18 protein-coding genes are annotated in these 19589 nt (G+C 68.0%); 5 read left to right on the top strand and 13 right to left on the bottom strand.

Annotation, left to right across the window (positions count from 1 at the left end; genetic code table 11):
• Nucleotides 1–3 precede the first annotated feature (3 nt).
• The 9 genes from murD to AWC12_RS03770 all read right to left on the bottom strand — a co-directional run bounded on the left by murD (nt 4) and on the right by AWC12_RS03770 (nt 10820).
• Nucleotides 4–1464 carry a UDP-N-acetylmuramoyl-L-alanine--D-glutamate ligase gene (murD, locus tag AWC12_RS03810; RefSeq protein ID WP_085172500.1) on the bottom strand — a complete coding sequence of 487 codons (1461 nt, stop codon included), beginning with the start codon at nt 1462–1464 and terminating at the stop codon, nt 4–6.
• Nucleotides 1451–2530 (bottom strand): phospho-N-acetylmuramoyl-pentapeptide-transferase, encoded by a 1080-nt coding sequence (gene mraY, locus AWC12_RS03805; RefSeq protein WP_024445458.1) that lies wholly within the window; start codon nt 2528–2530, stop codon nt 1451–1453. The genes murD and mraY overlap by 14 nt, the downstream gene beginning before the upstream one ends.
• Entirely contained in the window at nt 2527–4020 is a 1494-nt protein-coding gene (locus AWC12_RS03800) for a UDP-N-acetylmuramoyl-tripeptide--D-alanyl-D-alanine ligase (RefSeq protein WP_085172498.1), read from the bottom strand. Before AWC12_RS03800 ends, mraY begins: the two co-directional genes overlap by 4 nt.
• On the bottom strand, nt 4017–5537 hold the full coding sequence (locus AWC12_RS03795; protein WP_024445456.1) for a UDP-N-acetylmuramoyl-L-alanyl-D-glutamate--2,6-diaminopimelate ligase: 1521 nt from the start codon (nt 5535–5537) through the stop codon (nt 4017–4019). The genes AWC12_RS03800 and AWC12_RS03795 overlap by 4 nt, the downstream gene beginning before the upstream one ends.
• A 63-nt stretch (nt 5538–5600) precedes the next feature.
• Nucleotides 5601–7544 carry a peptidoglycan D,D-transpeptidase FtsI family protein gene (locus AWC12_RS03790; RefSeq protein WP_085172496.1) on the bottom strand — a complete coding sequence of 648 codons (1944 nt, stop codon included), beginning with the start codon at nt 7542–7544 and terminating at the stop codon, nt 5601–5603.
• A complete protein-coding gene (ftsL, locus tag AWC12_RS03785) occupies nt 7541–8587 on the bottom strand; it encodes a cell division protein FtsL (protein WP_085172494.1) in 1047 nt (348 codons plus the stop codon). Before ftsL ends, AWC12_RS03790 begins: the two co-directional genes overlap by 4 nt.
• A gap of 2 nt (nt 8588–8589) precedes the next feature.
• On the bottom strand, nt 8590–9714 hold the full coding sequence (gene rsmH / locus AWC12_RS03780) for a 16S rRNA (cytosine(1402)-N(4))-methyltransferase RsmH (RefSeq protein ID WP_207576375.1): 1125 nt from the start codon (nt 9712–9714) through the stop codon (nt 8590–8592).
• Nucleotides 9689–10123, bottom strand: coding sequence for a division/cell wall cluster transcriptional repressor MraZ (locus AWC12_RS03775; RefSeq protein WP_024445452.1), 435 nt, complete (start codon nt 10121–10123; stop codon nt 9689–9691). Before AWC12_RS03775 ends, rsmH begins: the two co-directional genes overlap by 26 nt.
• Before the next feature lie 295 nt (nt 10124–10418).
• On the bottom strand, nt 10419–10820 hold the full coding sequence (locus AWC12_RS03770) for an SCO2097 family morphological protein (RefSeq protein ID WP_085172492.1): 402 nt from the start codon (nt 10818–10820) through the stop codon (nt 10419–10421).
• A 213-nt stretch (nt 10821–11033) separates the two neighbouring features.
• On the opposite strand from AWC12_RS03770, the gene AWC12_RS03765 reads away from it, so the two are divergent.
• From AWC12_RS03765 to AWC12_RS03750, 4 genes are all read left to right on the top strand, one after another.
• Nucleotides 11034–11624, top strand: a complete 591-nt coding sequence (locus AWC12_RS03765) for a GNAT family N-acetyltransferase (protein ID WP_085172490.1) — start codon at nt 11034–11036, stop codon at nt 11622–11624.
• Nucleotides 11625–11659: 35 nt separating this feature from the next.
• On the top strand, nt 11660–12349 hold the full coding sequence (locus tag AWC12_RS03760; protein ID WP_024445449.1) for an LppM family (lipo)protein: 690 nt from the start codon (nt 11660–11662) through the stop codon (nt 12347–12349).
• A gap of 88 nt (nt 12350–12437) precedes the next feature.
• Nucleotides 12438–13517 carry a bifunctional (2E,6E)-farnesyl/geranyl diphosphate synthase gene (gene idsA2 / locus AWC12_RS03755; protein ID WP_024445448.1) on the top strand — a complete coding sequence of 360 codons (1080 nt, stop codon included), beginning with the start codon at nt 12438–12440 and terminating at the stop codon, nt 13515–13517.
• Nucleotides 13518–13521: 4 nt separating this feature from the next.
• Nucleotides 13522–15126: an alpha-(1->6)-mannopyranosyltransferase A gene (locus AWC12_RS03750; RefSeq protein ID WP_085172488.1), complete on the top strand. Its 1605-nt coding sequence runs from the start codon at nt 13522–13524 to the stop codon at nt 15124–15126.
• Here AWC12_RS03750 and AWC12_RS03745 read toward each other — a convergent pair.
• Nucleotides 15047–15451, bottom strand: coding sequence for an Rv2175c family DNA-binding protein (locus AWC12_RS03745; RefSeq protein WP_085172486.1), 405 nt, complete (start codon nt 15449–15451; stop codon nt 15047–15049). The genes AWC12_RS03750 and AWC12_RS03745 overlap by 80 nt on opposite strands.
• Nucleotides 15452–15517: 66 nt before the next feature.
• Here AWC12_RS03745 and AWC12_RS03740 point away from each other — a divergent pair, with 66 nt between their 5' ends.
• On the top strand, nt 15518–16756 hold the full coding sequence (locus AWC12_RS03740) for a protein kinase domain-containing protein (RefSeq protein ID WP_085172484.1): 1239 nt from the start codon (nt 15518–15520) through the stop codon (nt 16754–16756).
• A gap of 50 nt (nt 16757–16806) precedes the next feature.
• Here the strand turns inward: AWC12_RS03740 and AWC12_RS03735 are convergent, their stop codons facing one another.
• Genes AWC12_RS03735 through AWC12_RS03725 form a run of 3 tightly spaced genes read right to left on the bottom strand, consistent with a single transcriptional unit; the run spans nt 16807 to nt 19574 of the window.
• Nucleotides 16807–18219 (bottom strand): class II 3-deoxy-7-phosphoheptulonate synthase, encoded by a 1413-nt coding sequence (locus AWC12_RS03735; protein ID WP_085172482.1) that lies wholly within the window; start codon nt 18217–18219, stop codon nt 16807–16809.
• A gap of 50 nt (nt 18220–18269) precedes the next feature.
• On the bottom strand, nt 18270–18749 hold the full coding sequence (locus AWC12_RS03730) for a polyadenylate-specific 3'-exoribonuclease AS (protein WP_024445443.1): 480 nt from the start codon (nt 18747–18749) through the stop codon (nt 18270–18272).
• Nucleotides 18750–19574, bottom strand: a complete 825-nt coding sequence (locus AWC12_RS03725) for a hypothetical protein (protein ID WP_234813827.1) — start codon at nt 19572–19574, stop codon at nt 18750–18752.
• Nucleotides 19575–19589: the final 15 nt, after the last annotated feature.

Genomic DNA, 19589 nt, shown 5'->3' with positions numbered 1-19589 from the left:
GGTCTACCCGGTCGCTGCGCGCACGGCCGCGGCGAAGGTGTCGCCGCGGTGCCCGTAGCTCGTGAACTGATCGAACGAAGCCCCGGCGGGGGCGAGCAGCACGGTGTCGCCTCGCTTGGCCAGACTGCGTGCGGCGTCCACGGCTGCGGCCATGACAGCCTCTCCGAGCGGCCTGGCGCCGACCTCGACCATCCGAGTCACACGAGTAACACCGGCCACATCGTTCTCATGCACCACAGAATCCTCCCTCGTCACAAGCTCGACGACGGGGACATCCGGCGCGTGTCGCGATAACGCGTTGCCGATGACCGCTCTGTCCTGCCCGATCAGTACCGCACCGGCCAGGCGATGCGCCGTCGCGGCGACCATCTCGTCGACCGACGCACCTTTGAGCAAACCTCCAGCCACCCAGACCACTCGCGCGAACGCGTTGATCGACGCCTGGGCGGCGTGCGGGTTGGTTGCCTTGGAGTCGTCGACGTAAGTGATGCCCTCGGAGACGGCGACGACCTCAGCGCGGTGCCTGCCCACCCGGAAGGCCGCCAGCGCCTTGGCGATTGCCTCGGCGGGCACGTCGACCGCGCGGGCGAGTGCCGCCGCCGCGAGCGCATCCAGCACACCGACAGGTCCGGCGACCGGGATGGTGTCGGCGGCCGCGAGCGCCACGTCGTCACCGAACGCCCGGTCAACCAGCATGCCACCCCGAACCCCCAACTCTCCGGGCATCGGCTCACCGAGCCGGAAGCCGACCTTGACCGGTGCCTGCGAATCCCGCAGCAGTCCGGCCGCGACAGCGTCGTCCAGGCCCCCGACAGCGACCCGACCCGTCAAGACCCGCGCCTTGTCAGCGGCATACGCCTGCATCGAACCGTGCCAGTCGAGGTGATCCTCGGCGACGTTGAGCACCACGCCGGCCTCGGGGCGCAGCGACGGCGCCCAGTGCAGCTGGAAGCTGGACAGCTCGACGGCCAGCACATCGGCCGGACGGTCCAGCAGCGACAGGACCGGGTCGCCGATATTTCCGCACAGCACGGCCCGCATGCCTGCCGCCTCGAGCATCGCGAACAGCATCGACGTCGTCGTCGTCTTCCCGTTCGTGCCCGTCACCACCAACCACTTCCGGGGCGGGCCGAACCGGCCGGACCTGTCCAGCCGCCAGGCCAGTTCCACGTCCCCCCAGATCGGAATGCCTGCCCCCGCGGCGGCGGCCAGCACCGGCGCGGTGGGCGGGACGCCCGGGCTGGTGACCACGAGCTCGATATCGGTGATCCGGTCGACGGCGGCGGCGGGATCGAGTACCTCCACGCCCTGCTGGGCGAACGCGGTCAGTGCGGCGGGGCTGTCGTCGGTCAGCGTGGCTCGCGCCCCGAGTGGTGTCAGCGCCGCAAGAATGGCCCGGCCGGTGACGCGCGCACCCGTGACGAGGACACGCGCGCCCTCGGCCAGGGGCTCAAGCCCCGACAGTGGTCAACCATTCGCTGTAGAAGAGCGCCACACCCAGACCGCAGGCGATGGCGGTCAACAACCAGAACCGGATGATCACCGTCGTCTCGGCCCAACCCACCAATTCGAAGTGGTGGTGAAACGGCGCCATCCGGAACACCCGGCGTCCGGTGGTGCGGAACGCGAGGATCTGCACCACGACCGAGGTGACCTCCGCGACGAACAGGGCGCCCAGGACGACGGCGAGCATCTCGGTGCGACTGGTGACCGACAGGCCTGCGATGATGCCGCCGAGCGCCAGTGAGCCCGTGTCACCCATGAAGATCTTGGCCGGCGCGGCGTTCCACCACAGGAACCCGATACAAGCTCCGGCGGTGGCCGCGGCGATGATCGCGAGATCGAGCGGGTCGCGCACGTTGTAGCAACCCACACCGGGGCTGGTCGCGCAGGCGTTGCGGAACTGCCAGAAGGTGATCAACACATAGGCCGCGCAGACCATCGCCATCGCGCCTGCGGCGAGGCCGTCGAGCCCGTCGGTGAAGTTCACCGCATTTGACCAGGCGCTGACAATCACCACGCAGAACAGCACAAACACCGCGGGCGCGAGTGTGACCGTCGCGATCTCGCGCACGTAGGACAGCTCGGCGCTGCCCGGGGTGAGCCCGTCGGCGTTGCGGAACTGCAGCGCGAGCACACCGAACAGCACCGCGGCGACCAGGATTCCGACCGTCTTGGCCGTCTTGTTCAGACCCAGGTTGCGCGCGCGCCGCAGCTTGATCAGATCGTCGAGGAAACCGACGACACCCAGCGACGTGGCAAGCCCGAGGACCAGCAGCCCCGAGGCCGACGGACCTTTTCCGTCCATCAGCACGCCGACCAGGTGGGTGCCGAAATAGCTGGCCCAGATACCCGCCAGAATCGCCACGCCACCCATCGACGGAGTACCGCGCTTCTTGTGGTGGCTGGGTGGGCCGTCCTCGCGGATCTCATGGCCGAACCCCTGCCGGGTGAACAACCGGATCAGCACCGGGGTCAGCAGGATCGCCACCGCCACCGCGATCGCGACCGCGATCAGGATCTGCCTCATCGAGCGCCCTCGCCGGTCGCGTCGGCTGCCAGCGCATCGGCCAGCGCGCCCAGACCGGCGGAGTTGGACGCCTTCACCAGGACCACGTCGCCGTCCTGAAGTTCGTCACGCAACAGCGCGAGCGCGGCGTCGGCGTCGGCGACCTGGGTCACCTCCGATCCCCACGACCCTTCCATGACCGCCCCGTGCAGCATGGCGCTCATAGGCCTCCCGGATCCGACGACGATGAGTCGAGAGACATCTAAGCGCACGGCCAGTCTGCCGATGCGGTCATGCTCGCTTATCGAGTCCTCGCCGAGCTCGGCCATCTCGCCCAGCACGGCAAAGCTGCGGGCTTCCCTGGCCATCCAGGCGAGCGCTTTGAGCCCGGCGGCCATCGAATCCGGGTTCGCGTTGTAGGCGTCGTTGATGATCGTCACGCCGTCGCCGCGGGTGCTGACCTGCATCCGGTGCCGCGACGCCGGACCCGCCGCGGCCAGTGATGCCGCCACCTGCTCCAGCGTGGCGCCGCACTCCAGCGCGATGGCCGCGGCCGTCAGCGCGTTGGACACCTGGTGGTCGCCGTGCACCGCGAGGGTGACGGGGACCTGGGAGCCTGCTGCGTGCAGCGTGAAACTGGGCCGCGCCAGCGGATCCAAGCTGACCCCGTCGGCGCGCACGTCTGCGTCAGGTCCGCGGCCCACCCGCACCACCCGGGCGGCCGTCTTGTCCGCCATCGCGGAGACGACCGGGTCATCGGCGTTGAGGATCACCACGCCGGAAGCCGGAACTGCCTGTGGCAGCTCAGATTTCGTCGTGGCGATGGCTTCGCGCGAGCCGAACTCACCGAGATGGGCGGTGCCGACATTGAGCACCGCGCCGATCGAGGGCGGGGCGATCCGGGCCAGGGCGGCGATGTTGCCGGGGTGACGCGCCGACATCTCCAGCACCAGGAAATCCGTCGAGGGGGTGGCGCGCAGCACTGTCCAGGGATGGCCGAGCTCGTTGTTGAAGGACCCCGGCGGGGCGATCACCTCGCCGAGCGGGGCGAGAACCGCGGCGATGAGGTCTTTGGTCGACGTCTTGCCCGACGAGCCGGTGATGCCGATGATCGTCAACCCGTCGGCGACGAGTTCGGCGGCCACCGCGGCCGCCAGCCGTGCCAGCGCGGCGAGCACCCCGGCACCGGAGCCGTCGGCGTCGTGTTCGAGCACCCCCGCCGTCCCCGCGGCCCCGGCGTCCGGGGCCACCGGGTCGACGACGATCGCGGGCACCCCGACCGGGCGGGCCGCCAGCACCGCTACCGCGCCCGCGTCGATGGCTGTGCCGGCGAAGTCGTGCCCGTCCGTGCGTGCGCCCGGAAGCGCGAGGAACAGACCGCCGGCAGTCACCTTCCTGGAGTCGAACTCGACTGTGCCCGTCACCTTGATGCGGCTCGCCTCGTCGGCGGACACGTCGGCGAGCCGGCCGCCGACGATCTCGGCGATCCGGCTCAGGGTCAGCGCGATCACGGCCTCGCCTCCAGTGCCGCGGCGAGCTCCTCGCGGTCATCGAAGGGCCGCGTCTGGCCCTTGCTGGTCTGGCCCGCCTCGTGGCCTTTGCCCGCGACCAACACGATGTCCCCTGCCTGTGCCCACGCCACTGCATGATCGATCGCGGCGCGCCGGTCACCGATCTCGACGACCTCGACAGGAGCGCCTTCAGTACCTTTCAGGATCGCCGCGCGAATGGCGGCGGGATCCTCGTCGCGCGGATTGTCGTCGGTCACCACCACAAGGTCCGCCAACTCGGCGGCCACCCGGCCCATCGGCTCACGTTTCCCGGCGTCCCGGTTGCCGCCGGCGCCGAACACGACGGCCAGCCGCCCGTCGCAGTGCTCGCGAAGGGTCGCGAGCACGGCGCGCAACGCGCCCGGCTTGTGGGCGTAGTCGACGAGCGCGAGGAACGGCTGGCCGCGGTCGACGGTCTCGAGGCGGCCGGGCACGGTGGCGGCGCGCAGTCCCGGTGCGGCCTGCTCCGGCGACACCCCCACCGCATCGAGCAGTGCCACCGCCAGAAGGCAGTTGGCGACGTTGTAGCTGCCCGGCAGCCCGATCTGCAGCCTGTGGTGAACCCCGGCGGGGTCGACGGCGAGAAAGTTCTGCGCGCCGCCTTCGGCCGATGAGCGGATGTCCTCGACCCGCCAGTCGGCCTGACCTGTCGCACTCACGGTCACCGCCTTGCCCGCGCGGGCCACCATCGCCCGGCCCCACTCGTCGTCGACGCAGATGACCGACTCGGCGGCGTGTGTCGGTGAGGCCGGATCGAACAGGCGCGCCTTGGCGTCGAAGTAGTCCTCCATCGTCGGATGGAAGTCGAGATGGTCCCGCGACAGATTGGTGAAGCCGCCGACGGCGAACGACACGCCGTCGACGCGGCCGAGGGTCAATGCGTGACTCGACACCTCCATCACCACGGTGTCCACCCCCTGTTCGAGCATGACCGCCAGCAGCGCCTGGAGCTCGGGTGCTTCCGGCGTGGTCAGTCCACCCTGCTGCTGACGGCCGTCGACCCTGACGCCGACGGTACCGATCAGCCCAGCCACCCGATCCGCGGCGCGCAGGCCGGCCTCGACCAGATAGGTGGTGGTCGTCTTGCCGGACGTGCCGGTCACACCGATGACGCGCAGATGATCCGACGGCCGACCGTAGACGGCGGCGGCGACCTCTCCCAATACCGCGCGCGGTTGCGGATGCACCACTATCGGCACCGCCAGGCCGTCACGCCCGGCGATCTCGGCGACGCCGTCCTCGTCGGTCAGCACCGCCACCGCACCGCGCTCGACAGCCTCTGCCGCGTAGCGGGCCCCGTGCGCTCGGGACCCCGGCAGCGCAGCGAACAGATCACCCGGTTGCGCGTCCTGGCCCCTCAGTGTGACGCCGGTGAGCAGAACCTCAGGAAGCGCAGCGGCATCGGCCGGCACCGCGGCGACCAGACCGGGCAGCGCGCCGAGCGACAGACCGACGGGATGGCTGGGGCGCAGATTCATGGCTTTGACACAGTACCGACCGCCCGGGCAGCACATCTGCCCGTCGCTACGCCGGCCCGGATGTCAGCCCGCCTGAAGCGTCAGCCGCGCACCCGGATCACGCGAGAGCGGCACATTCTCACGACGCAGCAGCCAGGACGCGATGTTGTGGAACAGCGGGGCGGCCGATGAACCCGGCGAGCCGTCCGCCGCGCGGTGCGGCGCGTCGAGCATCACACCGATGACGTAGCGCGGATCGTCGGCAGGCGCCATGCCGGCGAAGGTGATCCAGTAGACGTCGCTGTAGTAGCAGCCGCAGGCCGGGTTGATCTGCTGTGCGGTACCTGTCTTACCGGCGATCTGGTAGCCCTCGACCGCGGCCTGCGGACCCGTGCCCTGCTGCACGCCCATCGGATCGCGCTGCACGACCGCACGGAACATGTCGCGCACGGTGCGGGCGGTCTCGGCCGACACCACCCGGATGCCGTCGGGCCGGGGTTCGGCGGTGACGGTGCCGTCCGGCGCGACGGTCTCTTTGATGATGCGCGGTGGAACCCGAACGCCGTCATTGGCGATGGTCTGGTAAATGCCGGTCATCTGCAGCAGGGTCATCGAAAGGCCCTGCCCGATGGGCAGATTGGAGAACGTGCTGCCCGACCACTGGTCGATCGGCGGCACCAGGCCCGAGCTCTCGCCGGGCAGCCCCACATTGGTGCGCTGCCCGAGCCCGAACATCTTGAGCATCTCCGCGTACTTCTCCGGTCCGAGCCGCTGCGCCAGCATCAGTGTGCCGACGTTGGACGACTTCCCGAAGACACCCGTGGTGGTGTAGGGCATGGTGCCGTGCTCCCACGCGTCGCCGACGGTGACGCCGCCCATGTTGATCGACCCGGGGACCTGCAGCACCTCGTCGGGAGTGGTCAGCTTGTTCTCGATGACGGCGGCCGCGGTGATCATCTTGTTCACCGAGCCCGGCTCGAACGGCGACGACACGGGCAGGTTGCCCAGCTGCCGGTTCTCCTGACGGCTGATGTCCTGGGCCGGGTTGAAGGTGTTGTCGTTCGACATTGCCAGCACCTCACCGGTTTTGGCGTCGAGGACGACCGCGGAGGCGTTCTTGGCGCCCGACGCGTCCTTGGCGAGCTGCACCTGCTGCTGCACGTAGAACTGGATGTCGTCGTCGATGGTCAGTGTGACCGTGGATCCGTTGACTGCGTCGTGGCGGTTGCGGTAGCTGCCGGGGATCACCACACCGTCGGAGCCGCGGTCATAGGTCACCGAACCGTCGGTGCCGGCCAGTACCGAGTCCATCGAATCCTCAAGTCCGAGAAGGCCGTGCCCGTCCCAGTCGATACCGCCGATGATATTGGCGGCGAGCACGCCGCCCGGGTACTGGCGCAGGTCCTGACGTTCTGCACCCACTTCGGGAAACTTCGCGGTGATCGCATCGGCGATCGTCGGGTCGACCGCACGGGCCAAATAAACGAAAGTCTCATTGCTGCGCAGCTTCTTGAGCACCGTCGCGGTGTCGGGCTTGTTACCAAGCCGCTGTGAGATCTCCGCGGCGATCTCGCGAAGGCGAGCATCGGGCTCGGGCGCCTCGTCGGATTGCTCACCGCTCTGTTGGAAGGCTTCCTCTAATTGCTTGCGCACCTTCACGGGTTGAAACGTCAGCGCCCTGGCCTCGGTGGTGAACGCCAACTTGTCGCCGTTGCGGTCGACGATGGATCCGCGCAGTGCGGGATCGATGTCGGTGACCTTCAGCTGCCCCGCCGCTTCCGCACGCAATCCTTCTGCTTTGGGAACCTGCAGCGTGAACAGCTGCGCGGCGGCCACCACCAGCAGCAGGAAGATGACCGCGTTGCCCGCGCGATGGCGGAACACGAAGGACGCACTGCGCAAACCGTTCTGGGGCAGCGGCTGGCGGGTGCGCCTGGCTCGTGCCGAGTGTTCCTGGTTCGGCGCCTTGTCAGCGGGCTTGGAAGCCACCTTCGCGACGGCCTTGCCCGGCTTGGCCCCGCGGCTCACGCGGGCGCCCCGGGTGCAACAGGTGCCATGGGTGCGGCGGGAGCGGCGGGCGCGAACTGTTCGGTGCCCATCGGCGCAGCCGGTCCGACCGGAGTGCCGGGCGGCAGGTGCGGCGGACCGGCGTCCAGAGGCGCGACGGGAGGCACCGGCACTTGCGCGGCGGGAGCCTGCACGGGCCCAGGTACGGGCAGCTGTCCCGAAACCGCATGCGGCACTTCGACTCCCGGTACGACGGGAGCGGTGGGCGCGAGGAGCGGGGTGCCGGCGAGCGGGGTGGCGGCGGACGGAACGCGCACGGGCACCTCACGCGGTTCCACGACGCGGGGAGCCGGCGGCGCCGGATCTGCCAGCGGCGCGTTCAGCGGCGGCGGCGGAACACCTTCGGCCGGTTTCGGGGTGCCGACGACCACCCAGTTACCCGACGGGTCCTGCACCAGGTGTGCGGTGTCCCGCGACGGGATCATTCCCAGCTCACGGGCTGCCTCGGCCAGCGCGGGCGCGGCCTGGGCCTGCAGCACGTCACGCTCGAGCGCTTCCTTCTGTTGCATCAGAGCCTGATTGAGCTCGCGGGCATTGCCGAGTTGATACGACCGCTCGGCTGCGTCCGTCGACAGCCACAGCGTGACGCCGAGGCCGACACCCAGCGCCGAGATCACCAGCACCACAAATGGCACCCGCGACACGAGCCTGCGCGGGTTCAGCTCGATCGAGGCCAGCTTGACGAGTAGCCGCTCACGCAGTGGCGGCCGTACAACCTTGGGCGCCTTTGCTTTCCGCGCCTTGGCGCGAGCCTTCGCCTGGCTGGCGCTCTTCGGGCGCGCCGGAGCGTCGACGGGTCGCGCGATCGGTGTTGTTCGCGGCGCTGAGCGCGCGGGGCGCGCGTCGCGGGCCGCCTTACGACCGCCACGGGGCGGCGCGTCGACGGGGACCCGCTTGGCCTCGCGCACTCCCCCGCTCTTGCGCTTGGCCTGCGGCTTCTTGGCCGAGTCGCGAGAGCGCGACGATCCGGTCGCCGTGGTGCGCGTTGGCTTCTTTGCCTTCATCGCTACTGTCCCCCAACTTTCTCCACTGCGCGCAACCGGACCGGGGCGCTTCTCGGATTACGTTCGATCTCTTCGGCGTCGGCGCGCTCAGCGCCCCGGGTGAGCGACACGAACTCGGGCCCGTGACCGGGCAACTCGACCGGGAGCCCGGGCGGTGTCCGCGAGGTGGTGGCGGCGGCGAACGCGGTCTTGACGATCCGGTCCTCCAGCGACTGATAGGCCATCACCGCGACGCGGCCGTGGGGCCGCAGCACCTGCAGTGCGGCCGGTAGGGCGAGTCGCAGCGACTCGAGTTCGGCGTTGACCTCGATGCGCAGCGCCTGGAATGTCCGCTTGGCCGGGTGGCCGCCGGTGCGCCGCGCCGGCGCAGGGATCGCCTCGTAGAGCAACTCCACCAGCTGGCCGGTGGTGGCGAACGGTGTCGTCGCGCGGCGACGCACGATGTACGAGGCGATCCGTCCGGCGAACTTTTCTTCGCCGTACTCCCGCAGTACGCGCGCGAGCGCCTTCTCGTCGTAGGAGTTGAGGATCTGGGCGGCCGTCAGATCGGAGCCGGAGTCCATCCGCATGTCCAGCGGCGCGTCGGCCGAATACGAGAAGCCGCGCTCGGCCCTGTCCAGCTGCATGGAGGACACGCCGAGATCGAACAGGATCGCATCGACGCTTCCGCCGTGCGCGGCCACCGCTTCGGAGATGCCGTCGTAGCGGGTGCGCACCAGCGCCACCCGATCGCCGAACGGGGCCAGCCGGTCACCGGCGATCCGAAGCGCATCGGGATCGCGGTCGAGGCCGATCACCCGCAGGCCGGGAAACTGGGTGAGAAACCGCTCGGAATGCCCGCCGGCACCCAGCGTCGCGTCAACCAGGGTCGCACCCGTTCCGTCCTCGCTCGTGCGAGTCAGGGCCGGCGCGAGCAACTCGACGCATCGGTCGAGAAGGACCGGGATATGAGGCTCGTCCACCATCGCTGCACTCTGTGGGATTGAGGCGGCCCCTGCCGTGAGGTCCCTGCCCGAGAGCGCGGACCTGACGTCGGGGAAGTACGTCAGGGCCGGTTCGGGCAGAGGCCGCACGGCACGGGCCTGCGGGCCGGTGGCCAGATCAGAGAATGTCGCCGAGTGCTTCATCGCTGGCCGCGGAGAAGTTCTCTTCGTGAAGCTCCTGGTAGTCCTGCCATGCCTGGGCGTCCCAGATCTCCAGGAACCCGATCGAACCCGTGACCACGCAGTCCTTTGTCAGGTTTGCGTAGCGGCGGTGTTCTGCTGAGAGGGTGATGCGGCCTTGTGCATCCGGGTATTGCTCGTCGGTACTCGCGGCCAGGTTTCGTAGGTACGCACGAGCCTGGGGGTTACCGCGCTTGGCCTTCGCGGAGATCTCGGCGACCATCTCCTCGAAATCGGCCCTCGGATGGACAGCAAGGCTGTGATCTTGGCTTTTGGTGACCATCAACCCTCCTGCCAGCGCGTCGCGGAATTTGGCGGGCAACGTCAGTCGCCCCTTGTCGTCGAGCTTGGGTGTGTAGGTGCCGAAGAACATCTCGTCACCTCGCAGTCCCTTCCTGCAACGGAACCCCGGTCGCTCCGTTGTCCGCCACTTTACCCCACATTGCCCCACTTTGCTCCAAATAGTGGCTGGCGTTTCGCGCCTCCCCCCACCAAGCAGGTGGAATATCACCGCCCGACCGCACACAAGCAGCGATGCACGAGAATGGTGTTCGATAAAACCCCAGCTCACTGGCAGGAATTCACGCCGAATGGACCCCAGTGGGGCGAGGTGGGGCAAAAAAGAGGGGCAGCCCTACGGGCTGCCCCTTATGGGTCCGAACTCTCGGCTACTCGTCGAAGCGACGACGGAAGCGGTCCTCCATCCGACTGGTGAACGATCCGCCGTTGCCCTTGGCGCGCTTCTGCCGCTGAGCCGAGATGTCATTGGGCACGCGATCGCCCTTGCCGACCCGGGGGCCGGTAATGGCGAAAACGACGCCGCCGAACATCACGATGAAGCCGATCACGGACAGGATCGGGAAACTTCCGATCATGGTCGCCTTGACCGCCACGCCGGCCACGAGCATCGCGAGGCCGAGCACGAACAGCGCTGCTCCCTGCAGACGGCGCCGAGTGGAAGGTGCCCGCAGAGTCCCACCACGAACGCTCGACGCGAACTTGGGGTCCTCGGCATAGAGCGCGCTCTCGATCTGGTCGAGCATGCGCTGCTCATGATCGGAGAGTGGCATACGTCCCTCCCTCTTGCCGGGGCGTGGCAGTCGTTCAAAATCAGGTGTGCCCGCGTGTACGGGCACTTAACAACAATGATACGAGCTGAATCTGAGCCGTACCACCTTGTTCGTCGCACGATTCTATGACGTACACCGCCGGTGGGAAGCAGCGCATGGTCTTACCGATAATGGAGGTTGGCCGCACGATCGACCATCGGGAGGGGCAGACACTTGGCGACACGTCTGATCGATCTGTCGCCGGAAGATATGCAGCAGCGTCTGGGCGACGCTCTTGCCGTCTACGTCGACGCCATGCGGTACCCGCGAGGCACCGAGGATCAGCGGGCATCGATGTGGCTCGAACACATCCGGAGGCGGGGATGGAAAGCGGTCGCGGCGGTCGAAGTGCCCGAGGACGCCACCGCGGAGGTGCCGCCGACGACCGCGCCGATGCTCGGTGTCGCCTACGGCTACTGCGGCGCCCCCGACCAGTGGTGGCAGCAGCAGGTGGTGTCCGGCCTGCGGCGCAGCGGCGCCGACGGCGCGCGGATCACCGAGCTGATGAACAGTTATTTCGAGCTCACCGAGCTCCACATCCACCCCGAAGCGCAGGGCCGCGGCCTCGGTGAGGCGCTGATCCGCCGACTGCTCGTCGACCGGACCGAACAGCACGTGCTGCTGTCCACGCCGGAGATCAACGGGGAGGACAACCGCGCGTGGCGGCTCTACCGTCGCCTCGGATTCACCGACATCATTCGCGGCTATCACTTTGCGGGCGACCCGCGACCATTCGCGATCCTCGGCCGTCCGCTGCCTCTCTGAATCCAAATGCCATAGCCATCTGGCACGATGACCAGGTGCTGAATCGTCACCGCACCCGCCGACGGCTTCTCGCGCTGGTGCTGTTGCTATTCGTGGTGGCGCCTTCGCTGATCGGGTGTGTGCGAATCAGGGCATCGATCACGGTGTCCCCCGACGACCGGGTGTCCGGCCAGATCGTCGCCGCAGCCGTGCCACGCGACGACAACGACAAAGGCCCCCAGCTGCTCAACAACCTGCCGTTCGCGCAGAAGGTCGCCGTCTCCGAATACAGCCGCGACGACTACGTCGGCTCGCAGGCCGTGTTCTCAGACCTCACGTTCGCCGAACTGCCCCAACTCGCGAGCATGAACCGCGACGCCGCCGGCGTCGACATCTCGCTGAGGCGCGCCGGCGACCTCGTGATCCTGGAAGGCCGCGCGGACCTCACCTCGCTGAGCGATCCCGAAGCCGACGTCTCGCTGTCGGTCGCCTTCCCCGGAGAGGTGACGAGCACCAACGGCGACCAGATCTCCTCGTCGGTCGTCGAATGGAAACTGCGGCCGGGCGTGGTCAGCACGATGAACGCCCAAGCGCGCTACACCGACCCCAGCGCCCGGTCGTTCACCGGCGCGGCGATCTGGCTGGGGATCGCGTCGTTCGTGGTGGCAGGCATCACCGGCTGGCTGGCCTACAACAGCAGAGACCGGTCGCCACGCCCCGGTGAACCGCAGGAACAGACGCGCTGACGCTTAATTGCTCTTCCCCGGGCCACAGGCTCTACGCTGAACACCCGGAAGCCGTATCTGCCGACAGAGAAAGGGGCGCCCGCTGAGCGTGGATGCCACGGCACCGTCAGCCGTCGAGCTGGCAGCGGCAGTCACCGAACAGCTCCGCGACTATCTGCAGGAGCGCCGCCGAGACGCCGCATACATCGGCGCGGACTACGCCGTACTGACCGAAGCCGTCGAGGAATTCGTGTTGCGCGGCGGCAAGCGCCTGCGCCCGGCCTTCGCGTACTGGGGCTGGCGCGCCGTCGCCGGCACCGAACCCGAGCCCCACGTGCTGCGGTTGTTCTCGGCCCTGGAACTCCTACACGCCTGCGCCCTCGTCCACGACGACGTCATCGATGCTTCGGCCACCCGGCGCGGGCTGCCCACCGTGCACAAGATCTTCACCGAACGCCACCGCACCAACAGCTGGCACGGCTCATCGGAACAGTTCGGCCTTTCCGCAGCGATCCTGCTCGGTGACCTCGCGCTGGTCTGGGCCGACGACATCGTCGCCACCGCGCCCATCGACGCCGACGCTGCGCGCCGTGTCCGGCGCGTCTGGGCCGCGATCCGCACCGAGGTCCTCGGAGGTCAGTACCTCGACATCGTCAATGAGGCGAGCGGATCCGAGACCGTCGCCTCAGCACTGACCGTCAACATCTACAAGACGGCCTCCTACACCATCTCCCGGCCGCTTCAGTTCGGCGCCGCCGCGGCCGCCGACTGCCCCGAGATCCTCGAGGCCTTCCACGAGTTGGGCACCAGCCTCGGGGTGGCGTTCCAACTGCGCGACGACGTCCTCGGCGTCTTCGGCGATCCAGCCGTCACCGGGAAACCCTCGGGAGACGACCTGCGCTCGGGCAAGCGCACGGTGCTGCTCGCCGAAGCAGTCGGGCTGGCCGAGGAGCACGACCCGATCGCGGCCAAACTGCTGCGCACCTCCGTCGGCACCGACCTGACGGACGCCCAAGTCAAGGAAGTCTGCCAGGTCATCGAATCCGTCGGCGCGCTGGCGGCTGTCGAGAATCGAATCGACACACTGACCCGGCGCGCCCTGCAGATCCTGAACGCGGCGCCGATCGACGCCCAGGCCAAGTCAGGGCTCACCGAGCTCGCGAGATTGGCCGCAAACCGATCGGCCTAGCAGCATGACCCCGAGCATGTCCGAGCCCGCCGCGGCCCGAGGCCCGAAAACCGGCCTGCACGAACATCTTCACCGCCTCAAGGTGTTCGCGCGCTCGCCCGAGGCGCGTCCCGCAGTGGTGGGCGCACTCGGCGCCATCCTGTTGACCGCAGGCGGCCTCGGGGCCGGCAGCACCCGGCTCCACGATCCGCTCCTGGAGTCGATGCACCTGTCCTGGCTGCGCTTCGGGCACGGGCTGGTGGTGTCGTCGCTGCTGCTCTGGACGGGCGTGGCGATGATGCTGCTCGCGTGGCTGTGGCTGGGCCGGAGGGTGATCGATCGCACCGCAACCGAATACACGATGCTCGCCACCACCGGATTCTGGCTGGCACCGCTACTGCTGAGCGTGCCGCTGTTCAGCCGGGACACCTATTCGTATCTCGCGCAGGGCGCACTGCTGCGTGACGGGTTCGACCCCTACCTCGTCGGCCCCATCGAGAACGTCAACTCGCTACTGGACAACGTCAGCCCGATCTGGACGACGACGACCGCGCCGTACGGTCCCGCCTTCATCCTGGTCGCCAAGTTCGTCACCATGATCGTCGGCAATGACGTCGTCGCGGGCACGATGCTGCTGCGGCTGTGCATGCTTCCCGGTCTGGCACTGCTGATCTGGGCGGCCCCGCGGGTGGCCCGCCACGTCGGCGCCAGCGGCGCGGCCGCCCTGTGGATCGCGGTGCTCAACCCGCTGGTGATCATCCACCTGATGGGTGGGGTCCACAACGAGATGCTGATGGTCGGGCTGATGATGGCGGGCATCGCGCTGTGTTTCGGCGGCCGCAACGTCGCAGGCGTCACCCTCATCGCAATCGCCGTCGCGGTGAAAGCCACGGCAGGACTGGCACTTCCGTTCATGGTGTGGGTGTGGGCACGCAACCTGCGCGAGCGCCGCGGTTTCACACCGGGCAAAGCCTTCATTGCCGCGACCGCGGGATCCCTGCTCATCTTCGTCACGGTCTTTGCGGTGTTGTCCCTGGCCGCGGGAGTCGGCCTGGGCTGGCTGACCGCGCTGGCAGGTTCGGTCAAGATCATCAACTGGTTGACGGTGCCCACCGCCGTCGCGAACCTCACCAACGTCCTCGTCGGCCTGGTGATGCCGGTGAATTTCTATGCAGTGCTGGAGACGACGCGCATCATCGGAGTCGCGGTCATCGCGATCTCTGCACCGCTGCTGTGGTGGCGCTACCGTCATACCGACCGGGACGCTCTGATGGGCATCGCCCTGGTGATGGCGGTGGTGGTGCTGTTCGTGCCCGCGGCGCTGCCCTGGTACTACACGTGGCCCCTCGCGGTGGTCGCCGCGCTGGCCCAGTCCCGCCCGTCCATCGCCCTGATCGCGGGATTCTCGACGTGGATCACCGCGATCTGGCGGCCCGACGGCGCGCACGGCATGTACTCGTGGACCCACGTCCTGCTGTCATCGGCGTGCGCGGCGGGAGCCTGGTACTGGCTCTACAAGTACAAGGCCGCCGACGAGTCCGGCGTCGCCCTCAGTACGCCATCGCCTGAGCGCGGCGAACCACCTCACGAGCCTGATGCGAGTGCAACGCATCGACCGGCCGGGCATTAGCCTGCCCCTCGGTGGATCCGTCGCGCCGGATCGTCAGTGACGAGTCAGGGGTGAAAAGCCACCGCACGATCTCAGTTTCGGTGTAGCCGCCGTCGTGCAACACGACCAGGAGTCCGGGCAGGCTCTTGACCACATGACCGGTGTCGTCGAAGAAGACCTTCGGCACCACCACGGTCTTGTCGCGCCGCACCGCGACCAGATGCCCTTCGCGGAGTTGCTGGTGCACCTTCGTCACCGGGATGCCCAAGAGTTGGGCCACCGCGGGCAGGTCGTACACCGCTTCGTCGGAATCGAGAACGTCGTCGGCAGTCGGAATGCTGCTCATCGCACAGAGTCTAAGACCATACGGGCAACTTGGGCCCCGACTCTTTTCACGATTCAGACTCGTACCATGAGTCCGATGGAGACCCACCAGCAGAGCAGCCCGCTACGCGGTGCGGTGCTGGATGGTCGCTATCGCGTGGACACATTGATCGCGACCGGCGGCATGTCCGGGGTGTACCGCGGGCTCGACCTGCGCCTCGACCGTCCCGTCGCGCTGAAGATCATGGACTCGCGCTACGCCGGTGACGAACACTTCATGATGCGGTTTCAGCGCGAGGCTCGCGCCGTCGCGCGGCTCAAGGACCCGGGGCTGGTGGCCGTGTACGACCAGGGTCTCGACGGTCAGCACCCGTTCCTGGTCATGGAGCTGGTAGAAGGCGGCACACTGCGCGAACTGCTCCGAGAGCGCGGCCCGATGCCGCCGCACGCGGTGGCCGCCGTCCTTCGTCCCGTGCTCGGCGGCCTTGCGGCCGCACATCACGCGGGCCTGGTGCACCGCGACATCAAACCCGAAAACATCCTGATCAGCGACGACGGCGACGTCAAGATCGCTGACTTCGGGTTGGTCCGCGCGGTCGCCGACGCCAAGATCACCTCGACGAGCGTAATCCTCGGCACCGCCGCCTATCTCGCGCCCGAACAGGTCGCCACCGGTGACACCGATGCCCGCGGCGATGTCTACGCCGTCGGAGTCCTCGTCTACGAGCTGCTGACCGGCCACACCCCGTTCACCGGTGACACCGCGCTCGCGGTGGCCTATCAACGATTGGACCGCGACGTCCCACCGCCCAGCACTGCGATCGAGGGTGTCCCAAGACAATTCGACGATCTGGTGCACTGCGCCACCTCGCGCGACCCGGGGCGCCGCTTCGCCGACGCCGCCGAGATGGCCGACCAACTCGACACCATCGCCCAGGAGCTGGCGCTCCCCTACTTTCGCGTGCCCGCCCCGAAGAACTCCGCGTCGCACAACTCGCTGAGCACCGCCGCCGGATCAGACGGGCTGCACCCCGTCGCTGCCGGTACCACGGTCACCCTCGACAGGCGGGCCGGGCACCGGCACACGAAGGTCTTCACCCGCGACGAACTCCCGGCGATCACCGACGACCTGGAAGACGTCGATGAGGACGACGAATACCTTTCCGAGACAGGACGATTCGCCGGTATCGACCTGGAGCAGTTCTACTGGGCGCGGCAGCGCGCGAGGCGGGCGCTCTTCTTCTGGGTCGTCGCGGTCATCACGCTGGCCGGGATGGCCGCCGCCGGAGCATGGACTCTGGGCGCGAACCTACCCAACCTGCTCTAATCGCGGAGCATCTCCGCCCCGGCCTAATCGCGGAGCATCTCCGCCCCGGCCTAATCGCGGAGCATCTCCGCCACGAGAAACGCCAGCTCCAGCGACTGCTGCGTATTCAGCCGCGGATCACACGCCGTCTCGTAGCGTCCGGCCAGATCGGTGTCCGAAATGTCCTGTGCGCCACCCAGACATTCGGTGACGTTCTCGCCGGTGATCTCGACGTGGATGCCGCCGGGATGGGTGCCCAGCGCGTGGTGCACCTCGAAGAAACCCTGCACTTCGTCGACGATGCGATCGAAATGCCGTGTCTTGTAGCCCGTCGACGATTCGTGTGTGTTGCCATGCATCGGGTCGCACTGCCAGATGACCTGATGGCCGGACGCCTGCACCTTCTCGATGATCGGCGGCAGCACGTCGCGCACCTTGTGGTTGCCCATCCGACTGACCAGCGTGAGCCGACCGGGCTCGTTTTTCGGATCGAGCCGCTCGACGTATTCCACGGCCAGTTCCGGCGACGTGGTGGGTCCGATCTTGATGCCGATGGGGTTCGCGATGACCTCGGCGAAGGCGACATGGGCGCCGTCGAGCTGACGGGTGCGCTCCCCGATCCAGACGTAGTGCGCAGAGAGGTCGTACAGGCGGGGCGCGTACCCGGAAGATTCTGCCGGATCGACGGAATCGCCGGTATCCATGCGCAGCATCGCGCGCTCGTAGTCGAGCACCAAAGCCTCATGGCTGGCGTAGATTTCGGCGGTATCGAGGTTGCGGTCGTCGACGCGGCAGGCGCTCATGAAGCGCAATCCGCGGTCGATCTCACCCGCCAACGCCTCATAGCGCGCACCTGCGGGCGAGGTCCGCACGAACTCCCGGTTCCAGTCGTGCACCTGGTGCAGCGACGCCATGCCCGACGACGTCAGCGCGCGCACGAGATTCATCGCGGCACTGGCATTCGCGTATGCCCGCACGAGGCGGGACGGGTCGTGCTCGCGTACCGCTGCATCGGGGGCGAAACCGTTGATCATGTCGCCGCGGTAAGACCTCAGCCCCAGCGCGTCGACGTCGGAGGACCGCGGCTTGGCGTACTGCCCGGCGATGCGGGCCACCTTCACCACCGGCATGCTCGCGCCGTAGGTGAGAACGACCGCCATCTGCAGCAGCGTGCGGATGTTGGCTCGGATGTGCGGCTCGGTGTTGTCGACGAAGGTCTCGGCACAGTCGCCGCCCTGCAGCAGGAACGCCTTGCCGAGCGCGACGTCGGCCAATTGCCGCTTGAGCCGCTCGATCTCCGAGGGCACCGTCACCGGTGGCACGCTTTCGAGAACCTTGCGCATCGCCGCGGCCTGGCTCGCGTCCCACGAGGGTTGCTGAAGCGCAGGCTTGGCGAGGGCGGCGTCGAGGCGCTGCCGCAGGTCCTCGGGCAGCGGCGGGAGCGCAGGCAGCTGATCGATGGGCACGTCGACGGTCCAGTTCACAGGTTTATCGTAACCGCGCCACAAAAAGGCACGTCAGCGCGGCAGCTGGCTCAGCGTCCCGTCATCAGGCGGAAGCGCACCAGGTTGTGTTTCGCGTCGACGAGCGCGTCGTGGGCATCACGCGGTCGCGGCGGCATCCGGGGGGAACCGCGCTCCTCCCAGAACTGGCGTAGCTCGCGGGTGAACCTCGGGATGGCCGGCGGCAGATCCGTCATCGGCCCCCACAGCTGACACAGCACCACATGGTCGTAGGCGCCGACCCATGCCCACAGCTCGATCGGCTCGTCGCCGTCGATGCCGAAGAAGTCCTCCAGTTCGGACCGGATCTGCCGCCGCGAGCGCCACAGCGGTGAGGCGGGCGACGGCAGCTTGGGCAGGACGTTCTTGCGCACCCATCGACCGGCCCGTTCGGGATCGAATTCCGTTGAGATGGCGTAATATTCGCGGCCATCCTCGGCCGCTACGCCGATGGAGATCAACTCAATGGTGCGGCCGTTGTCGATGAATTCGGTGTCGTAGAAGTACCGCAACTATGAGGCTTTCTGTTCGGCCGGCTCTCGTACGGCCGGCGCGGGGGCGGCGTGGATCTCGCGATCGAGTTGTTCGTCGACCAGCGCGTCGTCGGGAAACTTCGGCATGCCGGCGATCGCGTCCTGCAGCCACAGCTTGGCCTGCACCACCGGACGACGAAGCCAGCGTTCCCGTTCAAGCGCCTTGTGCATCTTGCGCGGCCGCCCCGTGTAACGCCACCGCGCCCACGGCGCGTGCGGCCGGGACAACCGAATCGCGCCGACGAATAGCAGCGGCGTGATGAACATGCCGACCAGACCGGTCCACACCTTGCCCTTGAGCAGCACGATCACCGCCAGCGCCAGGTTCAGCAGCGCCGCCACCACCACGACGGTGCGCATCCCGAGCGTCGGGTCGTCTTCCCAGGTTCCGACGTCGAAAAACGACAACGGGTTCAAACCGAGTATCAGCAGGCCCGCGACGGCGACGGCGACGAACACCGCGTCCACCGAGGTGCGGCCGTCCTCGGCCCAGTACACATCGGACAGATGCAGGATCAAGGCGAACTCGTCGAGTACCAGCGCTGCGCCGACGCCGAAAAGGATGGAGGCGGCCGTGAACTCGGGTACACCCCCGTCGACCGCCATCGTCACCATCGTCACGCCGGAGACCATGACCAGAATTACGCCGATGACCATGTGGTGGATGTGCAGGCCGCCCCCACCGGAGATGTTGCGCGGCTGCCACCATTTGCGCGGTTTGTCGCTACCTGCCTGGCTTCGGATGTACCGCACGATCGTGCGCGTGACGGCGAACGTGACGATGAACGCGATGAGACACCACATCAGCGGTTGCCGGGA

It is taken from the genome of Mycolicibacterium iranicum (assembly GCF_002101705.1).
Lineage (GTDB): Bacteria > Actinomycetota > Actinomycetes > Mycobacteriales > Mycobacteriaceae > Mycobacterium > Mycobacterium iranicum.
The sequence above is the reverse complement of the archived record's forward strand: the minus strand, read 5'-3'. Positions and strand labels throughout refer to the sequence as shown.